This window comes from Burkholderia sp. AU38729, from assembly GCF_020419725.1.
Lineage (GTDB): Bacteria > Pseudomonadota > Gammaproteobacteria > Burkholderiales > Burkholderiaceae > Burkholderia.
In genome coordinates this window covers 140,701-163,754 of sequence record NZ_JAIZQO010000008.1, presented here as the reverse complement: position 1 = coordinate 163,754, position 23,054 = coordinate 140,701, and the positions used below count along the sequence as shown (strand labels likewise).

Sequence of the window (23,054 nt, the reverse complement as noted above, 5' to 3'; positions counted from 1 at the left end):
CTAACTCAGCGACACGTCAAGCCGCCGGGCCGATCTCGACACGCCGGGCTTCCTTCGCGTCAGCCCCGCCCGTGATCGTTTCCGGCTTTTTGAGAATAATGTGGTCTTCCGCCACGCCTGCTGCCTTCAGCGCGTCGCGCACGGCTTGTGCGCGATGCTTCGCCAGTTCGGCGTTCGCGTCGGCCGAGCCCGTCTTGTCGGTAAAACCCGACAGCGCGAGCTTCGCGTCCGGATGTGCCTTCGCATAGTCGGCCGCGGCGGCGATCGCCGCCTTCGCGTCGGCCGGCAGCACGCTCTTGCCCGTCTCGAAGTAGATCGTCGACAGTGCGGCCGAGGCCGCTGCCGCCGGCTGCTCCGCGCCCGACGCAGCCTGCGCCGGTGCCGAAGCGGCTTCCGCCGGTGCCGCTGCCGCTGCGCCCGCCGCGTCTTCCGGCATCTTGCCGTTACGCGCGTCGGCCACTTGCTTCGGCTGCAGCAGGTCGTTCTTGTGGTTGCCCCACGAATTGCGTTCGTACGTGACGACCGACGCGATGTCGAGATCCGACAGCGACGCCCAGGACGGCATCGCGCCCTTGCCGTGCAGCACGCGCTCGACGTGAGCAGCGATCGGGCCGTTCACGATCGGGCTGCCATCCATGGCCGGGAAGGCGCCGAGGCCCTTGCCGTTCACCTGGTGGCAGGCCGCGCAGTTCGCCTTATAGACTTCCTCGCCGTGCGCGACGAGCTCAGCCATCGTGTAGACCTTGTTCGGATCGACTGCGGCGCTGGCCAGCTTGGCCTTCTGCGCGGTGACCCACTTCGCGTAGTCGTCATCCGACAGGACTTCGACCACGACCGGCATGTACGCGTGTTCCTTGCCGCACAGCTCGGTACAGAAACCGCGGAACGTACCGACCTTGTCGGCCTTGAACCACGTGTCGCGCACGAAGCCGGGGATCGCATCCTGCTTCACGCCGAACGCGGGCACGTACCACGAGTGGACGACGTCGTTCGCGGTCGTGATGATGCGGATCTTCTTGTTGACCGGCACGACGAGCGGGTTGTCGACTTCCTGCAGATAGGTGTCGGTGATCGGCTTCTTGCCCATCACTTCGTCACGCGGGGTGCTGAGCGTCGACAGGAAGCCGATGCCCTCGCCCGGGCCCTTCACGTAGTCGTAGCCCCACTTCCACTGGTAGCCGGTGACCTTGATCGTGAGATCGGCGTTGGTCGTGTCCTTCATCGCGACGACGGCCTTCGTCGCCGGCAGCGCCATCAGCACGACGATGACGAACGGCACGATCGTCCAGATGATCTCGACGGTCGTGCTTTCATGGAAATTGGCGGCCTTGTGGCCCTTGGATTTGCGGTGCGCGAAGATCGAATAGAACATCACGCCGAACACGCCGACGAAGATCACCGTACAGAGGATGAGCATCATCGTGTGGAGATCGTAGAGCTCCTCGGCGATCTTCGTGACAGGCGGCTGAAAGTTGATCTCGTTGACACGGGGGCCGCCCGGGCTATCACCGACCGCCAGGGCGGCACCGGCAAAGAGCAATCCGCTGCATGCCAGCACGCCCGCGAGGGCTCGCTTGATTGTTTTCATAGCATCCTTACCCAAAATTTCCATTCAAACCCTCCCCCGTCGCAAGCGACCGGCCCTATCCGCCGGTGCCCGCGCCTCGTCAGCCGCAGCGCCTGAGCGATATACGCAGTTCGTCGGCGAACTGCGCACGCTTGTACTGCGCGAGATGCTGACCGATTACGACGGTCTGCCCGCGCGATACCAGCCGAATCGGATCGCGTGGCGTCGCACCCGGCTCGACCCGCACCCAGCGCGGGTTGAATTCGATCTGCGTGAGCCGCTCCGCATCCATCCGCTCGATCACGAGCCGGTGCGGATACAGCCTGATGCGTTCGTAATCGACCGCATGGCGAGCATAGATCGCAAATGCGACACCCACAGCCAGCAACTCGATTCCGGTGAAGGGCATGACGAGCCAAGCCCCCCGCCACATCAGCAATGTCGCGATCACCAGCGAGAAGCTCGCGAGCGACGCATAAAACAGCACGAACTGGCGCGGCGACGCCGAACAGTTGCGTTTCATCAGCCAGTCTTCGAGGACCGGCTCGCCGTTCGTCGTCTCCGCCAACACCCTCGCTGCTTCCATCGCCGCCTCACGCGAATGGCATGCGATGCATGCCTGCATCGGACTCGTCGGCCCGTATTGCGGGGACCCCGGGACGACAAGCTGACGCATTATAGGCGGGTTCAATGGCATCCACAAGCAAGCGACTATCGGCCCGCGAGCCAAGCGCGACAAGCTTTCCGGCCATTTTAGGCGCCAATTCGACCCCGCTTTGCGCCGCTAATTTCAGACATAACAAAACCCCTCTTTACCGCTTTACCGATTCTTCGGACGCCCCTTTCCGATGTCCTCGATGCGCACGATCCCGTGCCCTTCGGCGGTCGTGCGGGGCACGGCCTTCCACGCGTGGCCGTAGATCACTTCGAATGTCAGCGGAATCGTGCCGTCCTCGCGCCGGCGGGCCTCCAGCGCGTCGCCGAGCGCCGCGCGAAAGCGCCGCGTCGCGCGCTGCGGCGCCTCGCGGTCGAACGGATAGGCGCCCCAGCGGCGCACGTCGGCCAGCAGCGAGTCGGGGGATTTGTAGGTGACGGTCAGCACTTCCTGATCCATCACCGGAATCTCGAAGCCGCTCTCGACGAGCATGTCGCCGAGGTCGTGCATGTCGACGAAATCGATCACGCGCGCGGCGGGCGGCGCCGTGCCCAGCGCCGCTTCGGCGTCCGCGCAGGCCGCGCGCAGTTCGCGCAGCGTATCGGGGCCGAGCGTGCTGAACATCAGCAGCCCGTTCGCGCGCAGCACGCGCTGCCATTCGGGCAGCACCGCGTCCGGGCGCGAATGCCAGTGGAGGGCGAGATTCGACCAGATCAGGTCGAACGCGCCGCCGGGAAACGGCAGCGCGGCGAAATCGGCCTGCGCGACGCGCGGGCCGCGCGGGCCCAGTGCGCGGCCGAGCGAGGCCGGCAGCCAGCGGCGCCAGCTCGTCTGCTCGACCTCGCGCTGCCCTGCTCGCGCGAGCATCGCGCCGGACAGGTCGACGCCGAACACGGGCGCCTCGGGAAAGCGCGCGCGCAGCGCCGGCAGGTCGTCGCCCGGGCCGCAGCCCGCGTCCAGCACGGCCGTGGGGCTCACCTTGATGTATTCGAGGCGCTCGTTCATGCGCTGCGCGATCTCGCGCGGCAGGAACGCGACCGCATCGAACGTGGCGGCACGGCGGTCGAAGATCCGCCGCAGGCGCCTTGCGTCATTGGCCGGACGGCCGGTTGAAGTCGAAGCTGGGGACATGTCGGGCACACTGGCGAAGAGCCCGAAGTATACTCGCTCGCCCCGCAGGCTTCATTGAGGCGGGGTGTCAGGAGTGTTGCAATGATCCGCCGTTCCGCCCCGCGCACGATGCGCGTCGCTTTGTCGCAGGTTCGCGCGCTGGCAGCGCGCGTCATCGCGGTCGCGCTGCCGAATCGCTGCGCACTGTGCGGCAATTTGTCACACGCCGTGATTTGCGGTGCTTGCGACGCCGCGTACTGGAATGAAGCGCGGCTGCGCTGCGACGTCTGCGCGCTGCCGCTGGGCATCGGGCCATCGCGTTCGCCCCCGCTACGTGGCGCTCGCGCCGGCCGCGTTACCGCATACCGTTGCGACGCGTGCCGCACGGCGCCGCCGCCGTTCGATGCGACGCTCGCGCTGGCGGATTACCGCGCACCGCTCGACGGGCTCGCGCGCGGCCTGAAGTTTCACCGGCAACTCGCGCTCGGCACCGAATTCGCGGCGCGGCTCGCCCGGTTGATCGACGATACGCCCGGCGCCGGCGGCTTCGACCTGGTGGCGCCGGTACCGCTGTCGCACCGGCGGCTCGTCGCGCGCGGCTACAACCAGGCGTGGGCGATCGCGCGTCCGCTCGCGCGGCGGCTCGGCGTGCGCGCGGATGCGGTGCTGCTCGCGCGCGTCGCCGACACCGCGCCGCAGTCGCGGCTCGACCGGCACGCACGGCGCGACAACGTGATGGCGGCATTCGCGGTGGCGGGCGGCGTCGCCGGCCGCCACGTCGCGCTGGTCGACGACGTGATGACCTCCGGCGCGACGCTTGCGGCCGCCGCGCACGCGCTGAAAGCGGCGGGCGCCGCGCGCGTGACGAATCTGGTTGCGCTGCGCACCGCCAGGGATTAATTAGATAGAGAGGCCAGCCGCCCGGACACGGCGGCGGCCGCCACGAACCGGCCGGCCGGGAGCGCGCGTTGCGCCGTCCCGGCCGGCCCAGCCAGACCGAAACATGTTCAACGTCGTCCTAGTCGCCCCCGAAATTCCGCCGAACACCGGCAACGTGATCCGCCTGTGCGCCAACACGGGCGCGCGCCTGCACCTGATCGAGCCGCTCGGCTTCCCGCTCGACGACGCGCGGATGCGCCGCGCGGGCCTCGACTATCACGAGTATGCGCAGATGCGCGTGCACCGCGACTGGGATGCGTTCGTCGCGACGGAAACGCCCGACCCCGCGCGAATGTTCGCGTTCACGACGCGCGGCTCGGGCCGCTTCCACGATCACGCGTTCCTGCCCGGCGACTGGTTCGTGTTCGGCTCGGAAACGCGCGGCCTGCCCGCCGAGCTGCTCGAGCGCTTCCCGAACGCACAGCGCGTGCGCCTGCCGATGCGGCCGGACAACCGGAGCCTGAACCTGTCGAACACGGTCGCGGTGGTCGTATTCGAGGCGTGGCGCCAGGCCGGCTTCGAAGGCGGCGCCTGACGCCTGCACGGCGCAGCGCGCCCCGCGGGACGCGTCACGTCCGTGCGAGCCGCGCGCGATACAGGTCGTAGATGTCGGGAGAAAAGCACGCGAACACCACGCGTGCGAGGTTCGGCGCCTGCGGCAGCATTTCGGCAACGGTGCCCACCGCGATCTCGACAGCTTCCTCGGCCGGATAACGATAGATGCCGCAGCTGATCGCCGGGAACGCGATCGACGTCGCCGCGACCTCCTCGGCCAGCTCGATCGCGCGCCGGTAGCACGACGCGAGCAGGTCGGCCTCGCCGCGCCCGCCGCCGTGCCACACGGGTCCGACCGCATGGATCACGTAGCGCGCCGGCAACCCATGACCGCGCGTGAGCTTGGCGTCGCCCGTCTCGCAGCCGCCGAGCGTGCGGCATTCGGCAAGCAGGCCGGGGCCGGCCGCGCGATGGATCGCGCCGTCGACGCCGCCCCCGCCGAGCAGCGAGCCGTTCGCGGCGTTGACGATCGCATCGACATCGAGCGTCGTGATGTCGACGACCTGCGCATCGAGCGTGGTGGAATGGATCTGCAGCATGACAACCTCCCGGAACGCCGGAGACTGTTCAAGCGTAGCGCGCTTTGACGCCGCGCGCCCGCAGTGAACACGGCGCCAGGCGGCGCCGGGCCGCGTTACTCGGCGCGCGCGTCGCGCCGCAGCAGGCCGCTGACGGCGTCGCGCGGCGCGATGCCGTCGAACAGCACGCCGCACACGGCTTCGGTGATCGGCATTTCGATCGACTGCGCGCGTGCGATGGCCAGCACGGCCTGCGCGCAGCGCACACCTTCGGCCACGTGGCCGAGCGCGCCGAGGATGTCGTTCAGCGTGCGGCCGGCCGCCAGCTGCAGGCCGACCGTGCGGTTGCGCGACAGGTCGCCCGTGGCGGTGAGGATCAGGTCGCCGAGGCCCGTGAGGCCCGTGAAGGTTTCCGCCCGGCCGCCGAGCGCGACACCGAGGCGCGACATTTCGGCGAGGCCGCGCGTAATCAGCGCGGCGCGCGCGTTCAGCCCGAGGCCGAGACCGTCGGCGATGCCGGTCGCGATCGCGAGCACGTTCTTCACCGCGCCGCCGACCTCGACGCCGACCACGTCGTCACCCGTGTAGATCCGCATCGCGCCGTGATGGAACGCGGCGAGCGTGCGCTCGCGGCATTCGGCGGACGTGCTCGCCACCGTCAGCGCGACGGGCAGCGACTGCCCGACTTCGCGCGCGAAGCTCGGCCCCGACAGCACGCCGTTGCTGAGCTGCCCGGGCAGCTCGGCCGCGATCACCTGATGCGGCAGCAGATGCGTGTCGGCCTCGAAGCCCTTGCAAACCCAGACGACATGCGCGGGCACGCAGCCTGCGTCGCGCATCGCGTGACACAGCGTGCGCAACCCGGCCACCGGCGCGGCGATCACGCACAATGCGTCGTCCGCGGCGCCATGCGCGAGCGCGGCGCCGAGATCGGCGTCGTAGCGCAACACGTCAGGCAGCGCGATGCCGTCCAGATAGCGGGAATTTTCGTGCCGGGCCTGCAGCCCGGCGATGAGCGCGGCGTCGCGCGCCCACAAAAGCGTATCGTGCCGCGCGGCCAGATGGCCCGCGAGCGCGGTGCCCCAGGCACCGGCGCCGAGAACGGCTACTTTCATACCCAGCACCGGTCCGAGTGAAACGTCAGTTCAGCGTCGTGCCGTTCGGTGCGCCTGCTGCGGCACCGGCCTGCTGCTGAAGCTGCGCGAGGCGTTGTTCGTACAGCGCCTGGAAGTTGATTTCCGCCAGGTGGATCGGCGGGAAGCCCGCACGCGTGATCGCGTCGGCGATGTTCGAACGCAGGTACGGGAACAGGATCGTCGGGCAGGCGATGCCGACGAGCGGGTCGAGCTGTTCGTCCGGAATGTTGCGGATGTCGAAAATGCCGGCCTGCTTCGCTTCGATCAGGAACGCGATCTTGTCCTTCACCTTTGCGGTGACGGTGCCCGACACGACGACTTCGAACACGCTTTCCGCGAGGCGGTCGGCCTTGACGTCGACTTCGACTTCAACCGACGGCATGTCCTGCTCGAGGAAGATCGCCGGCGAATTCGGCTGCTCGAGCGACATATCCTTCAGGTAGACGCGCTGGATGTTGAAGAACGGTTGGTTTTCGACGTCGGACATGGTGTTTCCCTAAAAGTGGTGACGGGGCGGCCCGGCTTCACGCCGGCCGCCACGGATGAATCCTGCGCGCCCAAGCCGCGGCGCGGCCGGCGGCCATTCTGCCCTAATCAGGCCGCTTGCAGAAGCGGGACGAGGCCGCCTTCGCGGTCGAGCTTCGACAGATCGTCGTAACCGCCGACGTGCGTGTCGCCGATATAGATCTGCGGCACCGTGCGGCGCCCCGTGCGCGTCATCATTTCGTCGCGACGGGCCGGATCGCGGTCGATCAGCACCTTCTCGATCTGCTCGACACCGCGCAGCTTCAGCAGGCGCTCGGCCTGGATGCAATACGGACACACCTGCGTGCTGTACATCAAAACCTTGTTCACTTCGCCACTCCTTGTTTGACGACCGGCATCCCGGCCTGCTGCCAGGCGGCCACGCCGCCCTCGAGCACGTGCACCTCGGCGTAACCCGCCGCCTCGACCTCGCGCGCCGCCTTCTGCGACTGCTGGCCGTTCTGGCAGACGAGCAGCACCGGCGTGCTCTTGTTCTTCGCGACCTGCGCGATCTTCGTGCCGATCTCGCCCGCCGCGACCTGGCGCGCCGACGGCAGGTGGCCGGCAGCGAAGTCGGACGCGGCGCGCACGTCGATCACGACCGCGTTGCGGCGGTTGATGAGTTGCGTCGCCTCCGCGGCCGACAAGCCGCCGCGGCCGCGGCGCAGCGCGGGCCACGCCAGCAGGCCGCCGGATACCACCAGGATCGCGATAAGGGCCAGGTTGGTGTAATTGGTAAAGAACGTCACGGAATTCCGCCGGAAAAAGAGAAATCGGATGAGGACAATCTTGCCATTATAAAATAACCGTCTTGCGCGATGGCGGGCCCGGGTCGGGTCCTGCACGACGCGCCACCGCTTCCTTCACTACCGACCGCAAGATCCATGTACAAACTCGTTCTCATCCGCCACGGCGAATCGACGTGGAACAAGGAAAACCGCTTCACCGGCTGGGTCGACGTCGACCTGACCGAACAGGGTCGCAACGAGGCCTACCAGGCCGGCGAATTGCTCAAGGAGGCCGGCTACACGTTCGACATCGCGTATACGTCGGTGCTCAAGCGCGCGATCCGCACGCTGTGGCACGTGCAGGACAAGATGGATCTCATGTACCTGCCGGTCGTCCACTCGTGGCGCCTGAACGAGCGCCACTACGGCGCGCTGTCGGGCCTGAACAAGGCGGAAACGGCTGCGAAGTTCGGCGACGACCAGGTGCTCGTGTGGCGCCGCAGCTACGACACGCCGCCGCCCGCGCTCGAGCCGACCGACGAGCGCGCGCCGTTCAACGACCCGCGCTACGCGAAGGTGCCGCGCGAGCAGCTGCCGCTCACCGAGTGTCTGAAGGACACGGTCGCGCGCGTGCTGCCGCTGTGGAACGAGTCGATCGCCCCGGCGGTCCGCGCGGGCAAGCAGGTGCTGATCGCCGCGCACGGCAACTCGCTGCGCGCGCTGATCAAGTACCTCGACGGCATCTCGGACAGCGACATCGTCGGCCTGAACATCCCGAACGGCGTGCCGCTCGTGTATGAACTCGACGAGAACCTGAAGCCGATCAAGCACTATTACCTCGGCGACCAGGACGCGATCGCGCAGGCGCAGGCCGCCGTCGCGAAGCAGGGCAAGGCGGGCTGACGCCCGTCGGCCGGGTGAGCCGGGCGGGCCGCGTCCGGTGCGGCCCGCCCGGCCCCGGCCCAGCCCCTTGCCCTGCGCCCCGCGCGAACCTTCGCGGCGCCGGCGCTGTCGAACCCGCTTTCGAACCCGCGGTGCGCACGGCGATGCCCGCCTGACCGGCCCCGGGCCCTTTTCGACGCTTTTCGCGCCGTTCCACTGAGTTATCGGACGAACAGTTATACTTGTCCGCTACATCATCCCCGCTACCGCCACGCGCTTCCCGACCGCACCAGATCTCTATGCGAATGAAATTGAAGAACATCGGCCTGATTGCCGCGGGCCTCGCCACGGGCGTGTTCGCCACGCTGCAGGTTTCCGCATCGGCCGAGCAGACCGCCACGGCGCCGCTTCCCCTCGACCAGCTCCGCCTGTTCGCGGAAGTCTTCGGACAGATCAAGCGCGAGTATGTCGAACCGGTCGACGACAAGAAGCTGCTGACGGCCGCGATCAAGGGCATGGTGTCGAGCCTCGACCCGCACTCGTCGTTCCTCGACAAGACCGACTATGACGAGCTGCAGGAGCAGACGAAGGGCCGCTTCGCGGGTCTCGGCATAGAGATCTCGCAGGAAGACGGCCTCGTCAAGGTGATCTCGCCGATCGAGGATACCCCCGCGTTCCGCGCCGGCATCCGTCCGGGCGACCTGATCACCCGCATCAACGACAAGCCGGTGCGCGGCATGACGCTCGACAAGGCCGTGAAGCAGATGCGCGGCGAGCCGGGCACCAAGGTCACGCTGACGATCTTCCGCAAGAGCGACGACCGCACGTTCCCGGTCACGGTCACGCGCGCGATCATCAAGGTCCAGAGCGTGAAGATGAAGATCCTCGATCCGGGCTATGCGTATGTCCGCATCACGAGCTTCCAGGAGCGCACGACGCCCGATCTCGCGCAGAAGCTGCAAGATATCGCACGCCAGCAGCCGAACCTGAAGGGCCTCGTCCTCGACCTGCGCAACAACGGCGGCGGCCTGCTGCAGAGCGCGGTCGGCGTGGCCGGCGCGTTCCTGCCGCCCGACTCCGTCGTCGTGTCGACCAACGGCCAGATCGCCGATTCGAAGCAGGTCTACCGCGATACGTATGACAACTACCGCCTGCCGTCCTTCGACGGCGATCCGCTGAAGAACCTGCCGCCGGTCTTCAAGACCGTGCCGATGATCGTGCTGACGAACGCCTATTCGGCGTCCGCGTCGGAAATCGTCGCCGGTGCGCTGCAGGATTCGAAGCGCGCGCAGATCATGGGCAAGACGACGTTCGGCAAGGGTTCGGTGCAGACGGTCCGCCCGATGACGGCCGACACCGCGCTGCGCCTGACCACCGCGTACTACTACACGCCGAGCGGCCGTTCGATCCAGAACAAGGGCATCACGCCGGACGTGCCGGTCGATCAGTACGCGGACGGCGATCCGGACGACGTGCTCGTGACGCGCGAGGTCGACTACACGAACCACCTCGCGAACACGCAGGATCCGAACGAGAAGAAGGAACAGGAAGACCGCGAGCAGCGCCGGATGGATCAGCTGCGCGTGCTTGAAGAGCAGAACGACAAGAAGACGCCGGAGCAGCGCCAGAAGGATCGCGATCGCAAGCCGATCGAGTTCGGCAGCGCCGACGACTTCATGATGCAGCAGGCGCTCAACAAGCTCGAAGGCAAGCCGGTCCAGGAATCGAAGTCGCTGCTCGCCGAAAGCACGAAGGGCCCGGCCGGCAAGGCCGCCACGGCCCCGAAGGCATCGGGCGCCAGCGCGAAGCCGGCTTCCGCACCGAAGCCCGCGTCGGCGCCGAAGTAAGCGCCGGCCGGCATCCGACGGGCCATCGCGGGAAGACCGCGATGGCCCGTTTTTCATGCGCGCCTAAAATAACGACACCTGTGCCGCCTCGCCACGACTCCCCATGAACGACGATCAACTCCTTCGCTACTCCCGTCACATCCTCGTCGACGAAATCGGCATCGAGGCGCAGCAGCGCTTTCTCGACGCGCATGCGATCGTCGTCGGCGCGGGGGGGCTCGGCTCGCCCGCCGCGATGTACCTCGCGGCATCGGGCGTCGGCACGATCACGCTCGTCGACGCCGATACGGTCGATCTCACGAACCTGCAGCGACAGATCCTGCACGTGACGGCGTCGGTCGGCCGCCACAAGGTCGAATCGGGGCGCGACGCGCTCGCGCAGTTGAACCCCGAGGTGACCGTGCACGCGGTCGCGGAGCGTGTCGACGATGCGTGGCTCGGCGCGCACGTGCCGCATGCGAGCGTCGTGCTCGACTGCACCGACAACTTCGCGACGCGGCATGCGATCAACCGCGCGTGCGTCGCGCACGGCGTGCCGCTCGTATCGGGCGCCGCGCTGCGCTTCGACGGGCAGATCAGCACGTTCGATTTCCGCGACCCGGCCGCGCCCTGTTATGCGTGCGTGTTTCCGGAAGACCAGCCGTTCGAGGAAGTCGCGTGCGCGACGATGGGCGTGTTCGCGCCGACGGTCGGGATCATCGGCGCGATGCAGGCCGCCGAGGCACTGCGCGTGATCGGCGACATCGGCAAGACGCTCAACGGCCGGCTGATGATGCTCGATTCGCTGCGGATGGAATGGACGACGATGAAAATCGCGCGTCAGGCCGACTGCCCCGTGTGCGGGGGCCGGCACTGACGCGCGACGCGCATGCGCCGGGCGGCGCATGCGTGGTGACACTTCGCTACGATTAACGGGGACGCCAGCGCCTCAAGCCGCCGCATCCGCGCGCGGCTCCGCAACCGACAGGCGCTGCAACGCGGCCTGCACTTCCTCCGGCTCGAACGCGGCGAGTACGTCGGCCGTCGGCTTTTCGAGCGCCTTCAGGTGCGCACGCAGGATCTCCTGCTTCACGACCAGCAACTGGCTCGGGTGCATCGAGAACTCGGTGAGCCCCATCCCGAGCAACAGGCGCGTGAGCGCCGGGTCCCCCGCCATTTCCCCGCACACCGACACGGACACGCCCGCGCGCTTCGCTTCGCGCAACGTATAGGCGATCAGGTGCAGCACCGCCGGATGCAGCGGGTCGTACAGGTGCGCGACCGCGTTGTCCGCACGATCGATCGCGAGCGTGTACTGGATCAGGTCGTTCGTGCCGATCGACAGGAAGTCGAACCGCTTCAGGAACAGCGGCAGCGCGATCGCCGCGGCCGGAATCTCGATCATCGCGCCGATGCGCACGTTCGGGTCGTACGCGAGCCCCGCGTCGTCGAGCTGGCGCTTCGCCTCGCGGATCAGGTCGAGCGTCTGGTCGATCTCCTGCGCGTGCGCGAGCATCGGGATCAGGATCTTCACCTGGCCGAACGCGGACGCGCGCAGGATCGCGCGCAACTGCGTGAGGAACATCTGCGGCTCGGACAGGCTCCAGCGGATCGCGCGCAGGCCGAGCGCGGGGTTCGGCGCCGTCTCGTAGCCTTCGTCGAGCGCCTCGAGCGGCTTGTCCGCGCCGACGTCGATCGTGCGGATCGTCACCGGCATGCCCTTCATCCACTCGACGGCCCGCTTGTACGCGGCGAACTGCTCCTCCTCTTCCGGCATCTCCTTCTGATGCATGAACAGGAACTCGGAACGGAACAGCCCGACGCCGACCGCGCCGGCCTCGACGGCCGCCTTCGCGTCGTCGGGCAGCTCGATGTTCGCGTACAGATCGATCTTGGTGCCGCACAACGTTTGCGTCGGCGAGAACTTCAGACGCTGCAGCTTGCGTTGCTCCAGCAGCTTCTCGGACTGCCGGTACGAATATTCCTCGAGGACGATCGGCGCGGGATCGACGATCACGATGCCCTGGTCGCCGTCGACGATGATCAGGTCGTCCTGGCGGATCAGCGCGCTCGCGTGCTGCACGCCGACCGCGGCCGGAATGCCGAGGCTGCGCGCGACGATCGCCGTGTGCGACGTGCGCCCGCCGAGATCGGTGACGAATGCCTGGAACGACTGCGACTTGAACTGCATCATGTCGGCCGGCGCGATGTCGTGCGCGACGACGATCATCTCGTTCGTGCCGTTCCTGGCCGCGCGGTCGAGCGCCTGCGACGCGGACGGCGCGCCGGCGAGCGCCTTCAGCACGCGCTCGACCACCTGCTCGATGTCGGCCTTGCGCTCGCGCAGGTATTCGTCCTCGATATCGTCGAAGTGGCGCGTGAGCAGCTCGAGCTGCTCGGTCAGTGCCCACTCGACGTTGTAGCGGCGCGTGCGGATCAGGTCGATGGTTTCCTGCACGAGCATCTCGTCGCTCAGGATCATCGCGTGGACGTCGATGAAGGCGCCGACTTCGCTCGGCGTGTCGTCGGTCAGGTCGGCGCGCAGCGCTTCGAGTTCGTGATGCACGACCTCGAGCGCGGTGCGGAAGCGCTCGACCTCCGCATCGATCTGGTTTGCCTCGACCAGGTAATGGGCGACGTCGAGCGCCGCCGGCGCGATCAGATACGCTCGCCCGATCGCGATACCACGTGAGACGGGAATGCCATGCAGCGTGAAGGACACGCGCACCTCCTCTGTACAAGTAAAGCCGCGGCACACTGCTGCGATGCGCTTATGACCCCGGTTAGCGATTATAAATTCCGCGACTCCCCGCTGACTGCATGCACCGCAGCATTGCGCATTCCGCATCAATGCTTGCGACGAAAAAAATGCCGCGGAATCCGCGGCATTCTGGCTGGAAACGGCAACGATCCCGCTTGAGGATTATTGGCCTTCGCCGAACTTGTCGGCGATCAGCTTCAGCAGCGCGTCCATCGCTTCCTGCTCGTCGGCCCCGTCGGTCTCGATCGTCACGGTGCTGCCGATGCCGGCCGCCAGCATCATCACGCCCATGATGCTCTTCGCATTGATCTTGCGCCCGTTGCGCGTCATCCAGACTTCCGACTGGAAGTTGCCGGCCAGTTGCGTAAGCTTGGCCGATGCGCGCGCATGGAGCCCCAATTTGTTGACGATGGTGGTTTCTTGTTGAAGCATGATTCTCGGTCGGGTCGGTCGGGGCCGCCGGCGGCGCGCGTCGGCGGTGCGGTCTAAAACGGAAAACGGGAAATCAGTGCGACTCGGTGCGCGGCTGCGGCTCGGGCGGAATCGGCGCGCACTGGCCGCAGCCGGTTTCCGTCGGCGGCGGCGGCGTACCGGCCGACACCTCGTGGACGCCCTTCGCACCGCCGGACAGCGCCTTGTCGACCAGCTTGTCGAGCGGCACGGTGCGGTAGCAGACGGCCCGCACGAGCATCGGCAGGTTCACGCCCGCGAGCACGCGCACGTTGTCGATCTTGGCCAGCTGGCCGGCGATGTTCGCGGGCGTCGCGCCGTACATGTCGGTCAGGACGACCACGCCGTTCTCTTCCTTGAGCCGCGCGAGCTCCGCGTGCGCGAACGCCATCACCTGGGTCGGATCGCTGTCCGCCATCACGTCGATACAGCCGATGCGGGCGGGCACGCCGCCATAGATGTGCGCGATGCAGTCCCGCAGCGCGGTGGCGAGCGGGGCGTGCGCGATGATCAGGATCCCGGCCATGTCAGATCGCTCCCGGCCGCCCCTGGCGGGCCAACACCCCGCGGCGGGGCAATGAGCGTAGCGAGTGAGGGAAACGTTCCATGTTCAGCCTTGCAACAGTTTCGGCCCGACCGCCGGGCCTTGAGTGCGCGAGCGCGGCACCAGACAAGCGGGCATTGTAGCAGGCCGGTCGAACTGCTCCGGCGACGGGGGACCTGCGCGGCCGCCGCCGGGGTTGCGCGGGAAAGCGGCCTACGAGGCCGCACGCTCCAGCGCGTCGATGAACATCGCGGCGACGTCGAAGCCCGTCTGCTCCATGATCTCGCGGAAGCACGTCGGGCTCGTGACGTTCACCTCGGTCAGCCAGTCGCCGATCGCGTCGAGGCCGACCAGCAGCAACCCGCGTGCCGCGAGCACGGGCCCGAGTGTGTCGGCGATCTCGCGATCGCGCGCGGTCAGCGGCTGCGCAACGCCGAGGCCGCCCGCCGCGAGATTGCCGCGCACCTCGCTGCCCTGCGGAATCCGGGCGAGCGAAAACGGCACCGGCTCGCCGCCGATCAGCAGGATGCGCTTGTCGCCGGCCTTGATCTCGGGGATGAATTTCTGCGCCATCACCGAGCGCGTGCCGTCGTGGCTCAGCATCTCGATGATCGAACCGAGGTTCATGCCGTCCGGCTTCACGCGGAACACGCCCATCCCGCCCATCCCGTCGAGCGGCTTCAGGATCACGTCGCCGTGCTCGGCGTGGAATGCGCGCAGCCGTTTCGCGTCGCGCGTGACGAGCGTCGGCGCGACGAACTGCGGAAACTCGCCGATCGCGAGCTTCTCCGAATGGTCGCGGATCGACTGCGCCTTGTTGAACACGCGTGCGCCGGCGCGCTCGGCCAGCTCCAGCAGCCAGGTCGACGTCACGTATTCCATGTCGAACGGCGGATCCTTGCGCATCAGCACCGCGCCGAACGATTCGAGGCGGCGCGCGTCGACCGGCCCGGCCTCGTACCACGTCTCGCGATGCAGGTCGCCCGGGTCGCCGACGAACGTGATGCGGCGCACGTCCGCCTCGACGGCCGAGCCCGTCCACGCGAGCTGGTTCGGCTCGCACGCGTACACCGCATGCCCGCGCCGCGCCGCCTCGGCCATCATCGCGTAGGTCGAATCCTTGTAGATCTTGAAGCGCTCGAGCGGGTCGGCGATAAAGAGAATGTCCATGAGGTCCTGTACGTGGCGAAGGTCCGTTACACCTGGATGGCTTCGGGATCGGTCTTTTCCAGTTCGATCGACGACGCGATCAGCGACAGCCGCGCGACGACGCCGTACATGTAGAAACGGTTCGGCGGTGCGGCGCCCGGCTTCGCGCCCGCATCCGGCAGCGCGGTGTGCTCGAAGCCGAGCGGCACGTAGTGCATGCCGGGGGCGTTCAGGTTCTGGTCGCGCTCGCGGCCGGCGTGCGTGCGGTAGAAGCCGCCGACCACGTAGCGGTCGATCATGTACACCACGGGCTCCGCGACTTCGTCGCCGACGCGCTCGAACGTATAGACGCCTTCCTGCACGATCACGTCGCGCACCGCGAGGCCGGCCTTCGACTCGGCCATCTGCGCGCGCTCGGCCTTCGACATCCGGCCGATCTCGGCCGCGTCGTGCACGGTCATCACGCCGCGCCCCGCCGTGCCCGCGTCGGCCTTCACGACGACGTACGGCTTCTCGCTGATCCCGTATTCGCGGTACTTGCGCGCGATCTTCTTCAGCACGCCGTCGATCGCGTCGGCGAGCGCCTGCTCGCCTTCATGCGCCTGCCAGTCGACGCCTTCCACGTGCGCGAAATACGGATTCACCATCCACGGATCGACGCCGACCATCTTCGCGAACTTCTTCGCGACGTCGTCGTAGCACGAGAAGTGCGTCGACTTGCGGCGCACGGCCCAGCCCGCGTGCAGCGGCGGCAGCAGGTACTGCTCGTGCAGGTTTTCCAGCACGGCCGGAATGCCGGCCGACAGATCGTTGTTCAGCAGGATCGAGCACGGATCGAAATTCTTCAGGCCGAGGCGGCGCTGCGAACGCTCGAGCGGTTCGAGCACGATCTTCTGGCCGTCGGCCAGCGTGATCGGCGTCATGTCGGTGATGCTCGGGTCGAGCGAGCCGAAGCGCACGTTCAGGCCGGCCTGGCGCATGATCGTCGCGAGCCGTGCGACGTTTTCGAGGTAGAACGCGTTGCGGGTCGGCAGCTCGGGAATCACGAGCAGGTTCTTCGCGTCCGGGCAGATCTTCTCGATCGCGGCCATCGCCGCCTGCACGGCGAGCGGCAGCACTTCGGACGGCAGATTGTTGAACGCGCCGGGAAACAGGTTCGCGTCGACGGGCGCCAGCTTGAAGCCGGCATTGCGCAGGTCCACCGAACAATAGAACGGCGGGGTATGTTCCTGCCATTCGAGCCTGAACCAGCGTTCGATCGCAGGCGTCGCGTCGAGGATCTTCTGCTCGAGTTCGAGCAGCGGACCGTTCAACGCGGTAACGAGGTGGGGAACCATGAATCACTCGCGAGCGGGAGAATGAAGATTGTAGAGCAATTGCCCAGCCCATTTGGGGATTGTTCCCGGCTTCACAAGGATATGGAGGAAGTTTTCGGCTATTGACCCGATAGAGTGAAGGGTTATCCGCTACGGCAGCGCATGACGGAAGAAAAAAAGCCCGCCTGGTGAGGCGGGCCCAAGTCGCTGCGCTCATTCATGGCGGGCGCCGTCGTCGCGGCGGCCCGCCGGTCATCCTTGTGACTTATTCGACATGCTCGCCGTGCAGGATCACGTCGAGGCCTTCACGCTCTTCTTCTTCCGACACGCGCAGGCCGATCGTCAGGTCGATCAGCTTCAGCAGCACGAAGCTCAGCACGCCGCTGTAGACCAGCGTGATCAAGACGCCCTTCGCCTGCAGCAGCAGGCTGCCGTCGGCGCCGCCGATGTCCTTGACCGCGAATACGCCGGTCAGCAGTGCGCCGAGAATCCCGCCAATGCCGTGCACGCCGAACGCGTCGAGCGAATCGTCGTAGCCGAGCTTCGACTTGAGCCACGTCGCCGACCAGAAGCACACGACGCCCGCCGCGATACCGATCACGAGCGCGCCTGCCACGCCGACGAAGCCGGCTGCCGGCGTGATCGCCACCAGACCCGCGACCGCACCCGACACGATGCCGAGCACCGACGGCTTGCCCTTCGCGATCCATTCGGCAAACATCCAGCCGAGCGCCGCGCACGCCGTCGCGACTTGCGTCGTCAGCATCGCGAAGCCGGCACGGCCGTCGGCCGCGACCGCCGAGCCCGCGTTGAAACCGAACCAGCCGACCCACAGCATCGAGCCGCCGATCATCGTCAGCACGAGGTTGTGCGGCGCCATCGATTCACGACCGTAGCCGACGCGCTTGCCGAGCACGAGGCACGACACGAGGCCCGCGATACCCGCGTTGATGTGCACCACCGTGCCGCCTGCGAAGTCGAGCACGCCGTCAGCCGACAGCCAGCCGGTCGGCTCCCACACCATGTGCGCGATCGGCACGTAGACGATCAGCGACCAGAGCGTCATGAACACGAGCATCGCCGAGAACTTCATCCGGTCGGCGAACGCGCCGCAGATCAGCGCCGGCGTGATGATCGCGAACGTCATCTGGTAGACGAAGTAGACCGATTCCGGAATCGTCGGTGCCAGGTGGCTGACGGTCAGCGTCGTCGCCTTGTCGCCGTGGATGTAGTTCATGCCGTGCAGGAACGCGCGCGACAGGCCGCCGATGAAGCCGCTGCCCGGCGTGAACGCGAGGCTGTAGCCGACCACCGTCCACAGCACCGTGATCACCGCGGTGATCGCGAAGCTCTGCATCACGGTCGCGAGCACGTTCTTCTTGCGGACCATGCCGGCGTAGAACAGCGCGAGGCCGGGGATCGTCATGAACAGCACGAGCGCGGTGGACGTCAGCATCCATGCGGTGTCGCCCGCATTGATCTTCGACGAATCAACCGAGAACGGGGCGGTCGGCGCGGCGGGAGCGGCCGGTGCCGAAGCGGCGGCAGCAGCCGACGCGTCGGTGGCGCCCGAGGCCGGCGCAGCAGCGGCGGCCGTGGCGGATGCGTCGGTGGCAGCCGGCGCCGAGGCGGCCGGAGCGGCGGCAGCCGACGCGTCGGAAGCCGTGGCGGCGGGCGCGGACGCAGCCGCGGCGGACGCCGCGTCGTCGGCGAGCGCGGGGCCGACGCCGGCCGCGATCAGCGAGCCGGCCATCAGCAGGGACATCAGAAGTTTGCGCATCTTGGGTTTCCTCTTGTCGCTTGTCTTGTCTGTTCTGTTACAGCGCGTCAGCGCCCGTCTCCCCGGTGCGAATCCGGATCACCTGTTCGATCGCCGTGACGAAGATCTTGCCGTCGCCGATCTTGCCGGTGCGCGCGGCCCGCTCGATCGCCTCGACCGCCTGGTCGACGAGATCGTCGGACACGGCTGCCTCGATCTTCATCTTCGGCAGGAAATCGACCACGTATTCGGCGCCGCGGTACAGCTCGGTGTGCCCCTTCTGCCGCCCGAACCCTTTCACCTCCGTCACCGTGATGCCCGAGACGCCAAGCGCCGACAGCGCTTCGCGCGTCTCATCGAGCTTGAACGGCTTGATGATTGCGGTAATGAGTTTCATGAAGTCCTCTCGCTGGGTTGTCCCGTCGAATTGGTTGGAATGTTGTAACGGACTCTTCTCAGCAACTCGCATGCCAAGTCGGTTCGAGCACCGTTTCAAAGGGCTTCATCAAGGGGTCGCATCGCGTGATGTAAGGTGCGAAGGCCCGGCCGAATGGCCAACGTGGCCCGGTTTGCTGGCGCGGCGAAAGGATCGTTGCTAGAGTGCACGCACGTCCCGGATCGCCGGGCCATTCACCCATGCGGGCGCCATGCCCGGAATTCGCGCTCCGGGCGCACCATTTCCGGTCATGCGTGCATCATGGGCACGTACGCAACTGAAGATGCACATTTTTTGTGCAAGGAAGGGGAATCACATGAAGCAACCCAGCGACGTTTTCAACGATCTGCAGTCGCGCGTCAGCGATCTGCTGAAAAACTCGCCGGCCAAGGACGTCGAGCGCAACGTGAAGGCCATGCTGTCGCAAGGCTTCTCGAAACTCGATCTCGTCACGCGCGAGGAATTCGACACGCAGGCGCAAGTGCTCGCCCGCACCCGCGTGCGCCTCGAGGAACTCGAGAAACGCGTCGCGGAACTCGAGCAGAAGCTCGCTGCGCCGCAAGCCTGACGCCCTGCCCGGCCGCAAGGCCCGGGCGCGGGCCGCCTCGTGCGGCCCGCGCCCGCCGCCTCAAGCACTGAAGCACTGAAGCACTGAAGCACTGAAGCACTGAAGCACTGAAGTCACCGTACCGCTCTTCGTCGTCCGTCGTTCCCCGCAGCACCCCCGCTCTTCGCTGTTCATCGCTCTTCGCAGTCCGTCGTTCCGCTGTGCCTCGTTCTTTCCCGCGCCACGCCGGCAAGCGCGCACCGATTCCTCCGATTCCCGCGGCATGCGGCCTCGAACGGCCGTCGTCCGTCTTGCTTACAGGAGCCTCGCCATGTCGCTCGCCGTGGTGCGCAGTCGCGCGCCCGCCTCCGGCCGTGCGCCGGACGTCACCGTCGAAGTCCACCTCGCCAACGGGCTGCCGTCGTTCTCGATCGTCGGTCTGCCCGATCTCGAAGTCCGCGAAAGCCGCGAGCGGGTGCGCGCCGCGCTGCAGAACTGCGGCTTCGAATTCCCCGTGCGCCGCATCACCGTCAACCTCGCGCCGGCCGACTTGCCGAAGGAGTCGGGACGGTTCGACCTGCCGATCGCGCTCGGCATCCTCGCCGCGAACGGCCAGATTCCGGCCGACGCGCTGGCCGGCCGCGAATTCGCGGGTGAACTGTCGCTGACCGGCGCGCTGCGGCCGATGCGCGGCGCGTTCGCGATGGCGTGCGGCGTGGCGCGGGATGCGCAGTCAGCGGAAAGTGGCGCGGCTTCCGGCCTGGGTTCCGGCACGCTGTCCGGTTCAGGCGACGGTGGCCAAGGGGCCGGCCCGGCGCCGCGCTCCACCGCCGCGTCGAACGCCCCCGAGCTGTACCTGCCGCTCGCCAGCGCCGCCGAGGCCGCGCTCGTGCCGGGCGTCACCGTGTTCGGCGCGCCGAACCTGCCCGCGCTGTGCGCGCATCTCACCGGCGCGCCCGACGGGCGGCTCGCGCCGGTCGCGGCGCCGTGCCTCGACGGCCTGCCGACGCCGGCCGCCCCCGATCTCGCCGACGTGGTCGGTCAGCGCGGCGCCCGCCGCGCGCTGGAAGTCGCGGCCGCGGGCGGCCATCACATGCTGATGGTCGGGCCGCCGGGGGCTGGCAAGTCGATGCTGGCCGCCCGGCTGCCGGGCCTCCTGCCGCCGCTGACCGACGACGAGGCGCTGACGTCGGCGGCACTCCTCTCCGCGAGCCGCCTCGGCTTCTCGCCCGCGCAGTGGCGCCGGCGGCCGTTCCGCGCACCGCATCACTCGTCGAGTGCCGCCGCGCTGGTCGGCGGCCGCAACCCGCCGCAACCGGGCGAGATCACGCTCGCGCACCTCGGGGTGCTGTTCCTCGACGAACTCCCGGAATTCGACCGGCACGTGCTCGAGATGCTGCGCGAGCCGCTGGAGGCCGGCCGCATCACGATTTCACGCGCGGCCCAGCAAGCCGACTTCCCGGCCGCGTGCCAGCTGATCGCCGCGATGAATCCCTGCCCGTGCGGCTGGCACGGCGATCCGTCGGGGCGCTGCCGCTGCTCGCCGGACGTCGCCGCGCGCTACCTGCGCAAGCTGTCGGGGCCGCTCGTCGACCGCATCGACATCCAGATCGACCTGCCCGCGCTGTCGCCGGCCGAACTGGCGACGCGCGCGTCGGCGCCGGGCGAGCCGAGCGCGGCGGTCGCCGCGCGGGTTGCGCAGGCGCGTGCGCTGCAACTCGATCGGCAGGGCAAGACGAACCACATGCTGAGCGGCCGCGAGACCGACGACCTGTGCCGGCCGACCGACGAAGGCGAACGGCTGCTGCGCGAGGCCGGCGAGCGCTTCGGCTGGTCGGCGCGCGCGTATTTCCGCGTGCTGAAGGTCGCGCGGACGATCGCCGATCTGGCCGGCGACCCGCTGCCGACGGCCGCGCAGATCGCCGAAGCGATCCGCTACCGGCGCGCACTGACGGCGCTCTGAACGCCCTCGGAGGACAAAATCCGGCTGTCAAGACTTGACTTATGCACAATTCCGCGAATCCGGCCCCGGATCGGGGCTCGGCGAGACCTTTGCAGCACGGAATCCGTATCTCGTTGTTTTGATTGACTTTTATCAAAACGCGAGCGAGCGACCAAACGGGCCGGAAGGCCGTCCCGCGCGGCTTGGCGGGAAATCCGGGCAACTTTTCAACAAAGTTATCCACATGCGTTGTGGATAGCCGAAAAAACCTCGCAAAATCCGGCGACTAGCGTCGAAAGCTGCGAATGAACTTTCAGTTGTCGCAGCGTGTCTGAGCGCCCTCTCCGGCCGCCGTCAGTCGAGTTTGAACGACCCGAAAAACTGGTCGAGCTGCTCCTGCGTGAGCGGGCCGTCGGCGATCACGACGGCCTGGTACGCGTGCCGGCCGCGCGCGACGAGTCGCGCCACGATCGTCTTGTGCGCGCGATCGCCGCCGGCGGCCGCGCCCGCGACGCGCAGTTCGAGCCCGTTCACCGCGCCGCCGGCCGCGAGCGGCACGGGCACCGAAGCCGTCCGCGGCGCGCCTTCGAGGTTGCGCGACAACCCGGCACGCAGGAACTCGAGCGCCGCGCGGCGCGTGTCGTCGCGGTCGTCCGGCAGCGTCAGCGTGCCGACCGCGAACACCGCGCCGTCGACGTGCGCGGCCTGCATCCGCATCGGCATCGACGCGCCGCCGATCGCCACCGGTTGCTCCTCGACGGTCGGCTTCGCCGGCAGGTCGATCGTGTAGCCGGCGTCGTTGTGCAGCGTGCGCCAGTCGTACGACGGCGAGCACGCGGCCAGCGCCGCGCTCATGCACGCGAGCGCGGCGAAGTGTCGCAGCGGACGGAAAAGGGGGCGCAACGAAACGGTGACTTCCTTCGGCATGGCGTGGATCGGGCAGGCAAAGCGGGCATTATCCGCCGAACGTGAAATCCGGGATGTGCGGCCGCCGCCGGTGCGCTAGCCGCATTCGCGCTAAAATGAGCGTCGAATTTCGATGTCCTTTGCATTGATCCGCGTCATCGACCGACTCCGAGAGCACCAGATGAACACCACGCCTCCCGTCCGGCGCAGCGCCGGCCCCGTCCGCTACATCGTCGCCGCCGCTGTCGTCGCGGCGATCGCCGTCGCCGGCTTCTTCGCGTTCAACGGCAAGTCCAGCGTGCCGGACGCCACGTTCACGCTGCTGTCGGGCCAGAAGGTCTCGACGGCAGGCGACCTGAAAGGCAAGGTCTATCTCGTGAACTTCTGGGCGACGAGTTGCGCCACCTGCATGCAGGAAATGCCGCAGATGGTCGATACCTACAATCGCTTCAAGGGTCAGGGGCTGGAATTCGTCGCGGTCGCGATGAACTACGATCCGCCGATGTACGTCGCGAACTACGCGCAGACGCGCCAGTTGCCGTTCAAGGTCGCGCTCGACGACGGCAGCGTCGCGAAGCAGTTCGGCAACGTGCAGCTCACGCCGACGACCTTCGTCGTCGACAAGGACGGCAAGATCCTGAAGCGCTACGTCGGCGCACCGCAGTTCGCGGAACTCGACGCGCTGCTCAAGAAGGCACTCGACGGCAACGCGGCCTGAGCGCCGCCCGATCCGGCTGGAAGGGCCGCGCACCGCGCCCTTCCCCGCACCACGGACCGCACGACCCGGCAACCCGGTTCCGCGG

General features: G+C 67.7%; 24 protein-coding genes. 8 read left to right on the top strand and 16 right to left on the bottom strand.

The features are described from left to right. Positions 1–16: 16 nt before the first annotated feature. The 3 genes from coxB to LGM56_RS21835 all read right to left on the bottom strand — a co-directional run bounded on the left by coxB (position 17) and on the right by LGM56_RS21835 (position 3,353). Positions 17–1,612 (bottom strand): cytochrome c oxidase subunit II, encoded by a 1,596-nt coding sequence (coxB, locus tag LGM56_RS21845; protein WP_089495683.1) that lies wholly within the window; start codon positions 1,610–1,612, stop codon positions 17–19. A 55-nt stretch (positions 1,613–1,667) separates the two neighbouring features. After that, positions 1,668–2,192 carry a DUF2244 domain-containing protein gene (locus LGM56_RS21840; protein WP_089441077.1) on the bottom strand — a complete coding sequence of 175 codons (525 nt, stop codon included), beginning with the start codon at positions 2,190–2,192 and terminating at the stop codon, positions 1,668–1,670. A gap of 195 nt (positions 2,193–2,387) precedes the next feature. Then, on the bottom strand, positions 2,388–3,353 hold the full coding sequence (locus LGM56_RS21835) for a methyltransferase domain-containing protein (RefSeq protein WP_226206764.1): 966 nt from the start codon (positions 3,351–3,353) through the stop codon (positions 2,388–2,390). Positions 3,354–3,434: 81 nt separating this feature from the next. On the opposite strand from LGM56_RS21835, the gene LGM56_RS21830 reads away from it, so the two are divergent. After that, positions 3,435–4,232 (top strand): ComF family protein, encoded by a 798-nt coding sequence (locus tag LGM56_RS21830; RefSeq protein ID WP_089495685.1) that lies wholly within the window; start codon positions 3,435–3,437, stop codon positions 4,230–4,232. Positions 4,233–4,335: 103 nt separating this feature from the next. Further along, on the top strand, positions 4,336–4,806 hold the full coding sequence (gene trmL, locus LGM56_RS21825) for a tRNA (uridine(34)/cytosine(34)/5-carboxymethylaminomethyluridine(34)-2'-O)-methyltransferase TrmL (protein WP_089495686.1): 471 nt from the start codon (positions 4,336–4,338) through the stop codon (positions 4,804–4,806). A gap of 34 nt (positions 4,807–4,840) precedes the next feature. Here trmL and LGM56_RS21820 read toward each other — a convergent pair whose 3' ends face one another. From LGM56_RS21820 to LGM56_RS21800, 5 genes are all read right to left on the bottom strand, one after another. After that, the gene (locus LGM56_RS21820) at positions 4,841–5,365 is read right to left on the bottom strand and encodes an O-acetyl-ADP-ribose deacetylase (RefSeq protein WP_089426392.1); all 525 of its coding nucleotides are present in this window, start codon (positions 5,363–5,365) and stop codon (positions 4,841–4,843) included. A gap of 95 nt (positions 5,366–5,460) precedes the next feature. After that, positions 5,461–6,459, bottom strand: coding sequence for an NAD(P)H-dependent glycerol-3-phosphate dehydrogenase (locus tag LGM56_RS21815; protein WP_089495688.1), 999 nt, complete (start codon positions 6,457–6,459; stop codon positions 5,461–5,463). A 25-nt stretch (positions 6,460–6,484) separates the two neighbouring features. Continuing rightward, a complete protein-coding gene (gene secB / locus LGM56_RS21810; RefSeq protein WP_089426394.1) occupies positions 6,485–6,967 on the bottom strand; it encodes a protein-export chaperone SecB in 483 nt (160 codons plus the stop codon). A 107-nt stretch (positions 6,968–7,074) separates the two neighbouring features. Beyond that, positions 7,075–7,335: a glutaredoxin 3 gene (gene grxC / locus LGM56_RS21805; protein WP_039346228.1), complete on the bottom strand. Its 261-nt coding sequence runs from the start codon at positions 7,333–7,335 to the stop codon at positions 7,075–7,077. Next, complete coding sequence (locus LGM56_RS21800) at positions 7,332–7,754, bottom strand: rhodanese-like domain-containing protein (protein ID WP_089426395.1); 423 nt, start codon at positions 7,752–7,754, stop codon at positions 7,332–7,334. Before LGM56_RS21800 ends, grxC begins: the two co-directional genes overlap by 4 nt. Positions 7,755–7,889: 135 nt before the next feature. On the opposite strand from LGM56_RS21800, the gene gpmA reads away from it, so the two are divergent. The 3 genes from gpmA (at position 7,890) to LGM56_RS21785 (ending at position 11,318) form a co-directional block, all read left to right on the top strand. Further along, on the top strand, positions 7,890–8,636 hold the full coding sequence (gene gpmA, locus LGM56_RS21795; protein ID WP_027789056.1) for a 2,3-diphosphoglycerate-dependent phosphoglycerate mutase: 747 nt from the start codon (positions 7,890–7,892) through the stop codon (positions 8,634–8,636). A gap of 278 nt (positions 8,637–8,914) precedes the next feature. Beyond that, complete coding sequence (locus tag LGM56_RS21790) at positions 8,915–10,462, top strand: S41 family peptidase (protein ID WP_089495689.1); 1,548 nt, start codon at positions 8,915–8,917, stop codon at positions 10,460–10,462. A 103-nt stretch (positions 10,463–10,565) separates the two neighbouring features. Next, positions 10,566–11,318 (top strand): HesA/MoeB/ThiF family protein, encoded by a 753-nt coding sequence (locus LGM56_RS21785; RefSeq protein ID WP_089495690.1) that lies wholly within the window; start codon positions 10,566–10,568, stop codon positions 11,316–11,318. 72 nt (positions 11,319–11,390) lie between these two features. Here the strand turns inward: LGM56_RS21785 and ptsP are convergent, their stop codons facing one another. From ptsP to LGM56_RS21750, 7 genes are all read right to left on the bottom strand, one after another. After that, positions 11,391–13,163: a phosphoenolpyruvate--protein phosphotransferase gene (gene ptsP / locus LGM56_RS21780; protein WP_089495691.1), complete on the bottom strand. Its 1,773-nt coding sequence runs from the start codon at positions 13,161–13,163 to the stop codon at positions 11,391–11,393. Positions 13,164–13,364: 201 nt separating this feature from the next. Beyond that, positions 13,365–13,634 (bottom strand): HPr family phosphocarrier protein, encoded by a 270-nt coding sequence (locus LGM56_RS21775; RefSeq protein ID WP_089441083.1) that lies wholly within the window; start codon positions 13,632–13,634, stop codon positions 13,365–13,367. A 73-nt stretch (positions 13,635–13,707) separates the two neighbouring features. Then, positions 13,708–14,178, bottom strand: a complete 471-nt coding sequence (locus LGM56_RS21770; protein ID WP_089441084.1) for a PTS sugar transporter subunit IIA — start codon at positions 14,176–14,178, stop codon at positions 13,708–13,710. Between the two features lie 231 nt (positions 14,179–14,409). After that, positions 14,410–15,366: a glutathione synthase gene (gshB, locus tag LGM56_RS21765; protein WP_226206763.1), complete on the bottom strand. Its 957-nt coding sequence runs from the start codon at positions 15,364–15,366 to the stop codon at positions 14,410–14,412. A gap of 26 nt (positions 15,367–15,392) precedes the next feature. Then, the gene (gene gshA, locus LGM56_RS21760; RefSeq protein ID WP_011353295.1) at positions 15,393–16,682 is read right to left on the bottom strand and encodes a glutamate--cysteine ligase; all 1,290 of its coding nucleotides are present in this window, start codon (positions 16,680–16,682) and stop codon (positions 15,393–15,395) included. A 244-nt stretch (positions 16,683–16,926) separates the two neighbouring features. Next, entirely contained in the window at positions 16,927–18,441 is a 1,515-nt protein-coding gene (locus tag LGM56_RS21755) for an ammonium transporter (protein WP_226206762.1), read from the bottom strand. A 37-nt stretch (positions 18,442–18,478) separates the two neighbouring features. Continuing rightward, a complete protein-coding gene (locus LGM56_RS21750; RefSeq protein WP_027789049.1) occupies positions 18,479–18,817 on the bottom strand; it encodes a P-II family nitrogen regulator in 339 nt (112 codons plus the stop codon). 355 nt (positions 18,818–19,172) lie between these two features. Here LGM56_RS21750 and LGM56_RS21745 point away from each other — a divergent pair, with 355 nt between their 5' ends. Both LGM56_RS21745 and LGM56_RS21740 read left to right on the top strand, forming a co-directional pair. Beyond that, positions 19,173–19,424: an accessory factor UbiK family protein gene (locus tag LGM56_RS21745; RefSeq protein ID WP_006489451.1), complete on the top strand. Its 252-nt coding sequence runs from the start codon at positions 19,173–19,175 to the stop codon at positions 19,422–19,424. Between the two features lie 310 nt (positions 19,425–19,734). Beyond that, the gene (locus LGM56_RS21740) at positions 19,735–21,366 is read left to right on the top strand and encodes a YifB family Mg chelatase-like AAA ATPase (protein ID WP_226206761.1); all 1,632 of its coding nucleotides are present in this window, start codon (positions 19,735–19,737) and stop codon (positions 21,364–21,366) included. Positions 21,367–21,699: 333 nt separating this feature from the next. Here the strand turns inward: LGM56_RS21740 and LGM56_RS21735 are convergent, their stop codons facing one another. Then, positions 21,700–22,272, bottom strand: a complete 573-nt coding sequence (locus LGM56_RS21735) for a hypothetical protein (RefSeq protein WP_089495694.1) — start codon at positions 22,270–22,272, stop codon at positions 21,700–21,702. Positions 22,273–22,432: 160 nt separating this feature from the next. On the opposite strand from LGM56_RS21735, the gene LGM56_RS21730 reads away from it, so the two are divergent. Next, on the top strand, positions 22,433–22,969 hold the full coding sequence (locus LGM56_RS21730; protein ID WP_089426404.1) for a peroxiredoxin family protein: 537 nt from the start codon (positions 22,433–22,435) through the stop codon (positions 22,967–22,969). The last annotated feature ends 85 nt before the right edge of the window (positions 22,970–23,054 follow it).

Excerpts from the sequence above, each read along its gene's own strand:
- coxB (WP_089495683.1), bottom strand. The coding sequence starts at position 1,612 with ATGGAAATTTTGGGTAAGGATGCTATGAAAACAATCAAGCGAGCCCTC.
- LGM56_RS21840 (WP_089441077.1), bottom strand. The coding sequence starts at position 2,192 with ATGCAGGCATGCATCGCATGCCATTCGCGTGAGGCGGCGATGGAAGCA.
- LGM56_RS21835 (WP_226206764.1), bottom strand. The coding sequence starts at position 3,353 with ATGTCCCCAGCTTCGACTTCAACCGGCCGTCCGGCCAATGACGCAAGG.
- LGM56_RS21830 (WP_089495685.1), top strand. The coding sequence starts at position 3,435 with ATGATCCGCCGTTCCGCCCCGCGCACGATGCGCGTCGCTTTGTCGCAG.
- trmL (WP_089495686.1), top strand. The coding sequence starts at position 4,336 with ATGTTCAACGTCGTCCTAGTCGCCCCCGAAATTCCGCCGAACACCGGC.
- LGM56_RS21820 (WP_089426392.1), bottom strand. The coding sequence starts at position 5,365 with ATGCTGCAGATCCATTCCACCACGCTCGATGCGCAGGTCGTCGACATC.
- LGM56_RS21815 (WP_089495688.1), bottom strand. The coding sequence starts at position 6,459 with ATGAAAGTAGCCGTTCTCGGCGCCGGTGCCTGGGGCACCGCGCTCGCG.
- secB (WP_089426394.1), bottom strand. The coding sequence starts at position 6,967 with ATGTCCGACGTCGAAAACCAACCGTTCTTCAACATCCAGCGCGTCTAC.
- gpmA (WP_027789056.1), top strand. The coding sequence starts at position 7,890 with ATGTACAAACTCGTTCTCATCCGCCACGGCGAATCGACGTGGAACAAG.
- LGM56_RS21790 (WP_089495689.1), top strand. The coding sequence starts at position 8,915 with ATGCGAATGAAATTGAAGAACATCGGCCTGATTGCCGCGGGCCTCGCC.
- LGM56_RS21785 (WP_089495690.1), top strand. The coding sequence starts at position 10,566 with ATGAACGACGATCAACTCCTTCGCTACTCCCGTCACATCCTCGTCGAC.
- LGM56_RS21775 (WP_089441083.1), bottom strand. The coding sequence starts at position 13,634 with ATGCTTCAACAAGAAACCACCATCGTCAACAAATTGGGGCTCCATGCG.
- LGM56_RS21770 (WP_089441084.1), bottom strand. The coding sequence starts at position 14,178 with ATGGCCGGGATCCTGATCATCGCGCACGCCCCGCTCGCCACCGCGCTG.
- gshB (WP_226206763.1), bottom strand. The coding sequence starts at position 15,366 with ATGGACATTCTCTTTATCGCCGACCCGCTCGAGCGCTTCAAGATCTAC.
- gshA (WP_011353295.1), bottom strand. The coding sequence starts at position 16,682 with ATGGTTCCCCACCTCGTTACCGCGTTGAACGGTCCGCTGCTCGAACTC.
- LGM56_RS21755 (WP_226206762.1), bottom strand. The coding sequence starts at position 18,441 with ATGCGCAAACTTCTGATGTCCCTGCTGATGGCCGGCTCGCTGATCGCG.
- LGM56_RS21750 (WP_027789049.1), bottom strand. The coding sequence starts at position 18,817 with ATGAAACTCATTACCGCAATCATCAAGCCGTTCAAGCTCGATGAGACG.
- LGM56_RS21745 (WP_006489451.1), top strand. The coding sequence starts at position 19,173 with ATGAAGCAACCCAGCGACGTTTTCAACGATCTGCAGTCGCGCGTCAGC.
- LGM56_RS21740 (WP_226206761.1), top strand. The coding sequence starts at position 19,735 with ATGTCGCTCGCCGTGGTGCGCAGTCGCGCGCCCGCCTCCGGCCGTGCG.
- LGM56_RS21735 (WP_089495694.1), bottom strand. The coding sequence starts at position 22,272 with ATGCCGAAGGAAGTCACCGTTTCGTTGCGCCCCCTTTTCCGTCCGCTG.
- LGM56_RS21730 (WP_089426404.1), top strand. The coding sequence starts at position 22,433 with ATGAACACCACGCCTCCCGTCCGGCGCAGCGCCGGCCCCGTCCGCTAC.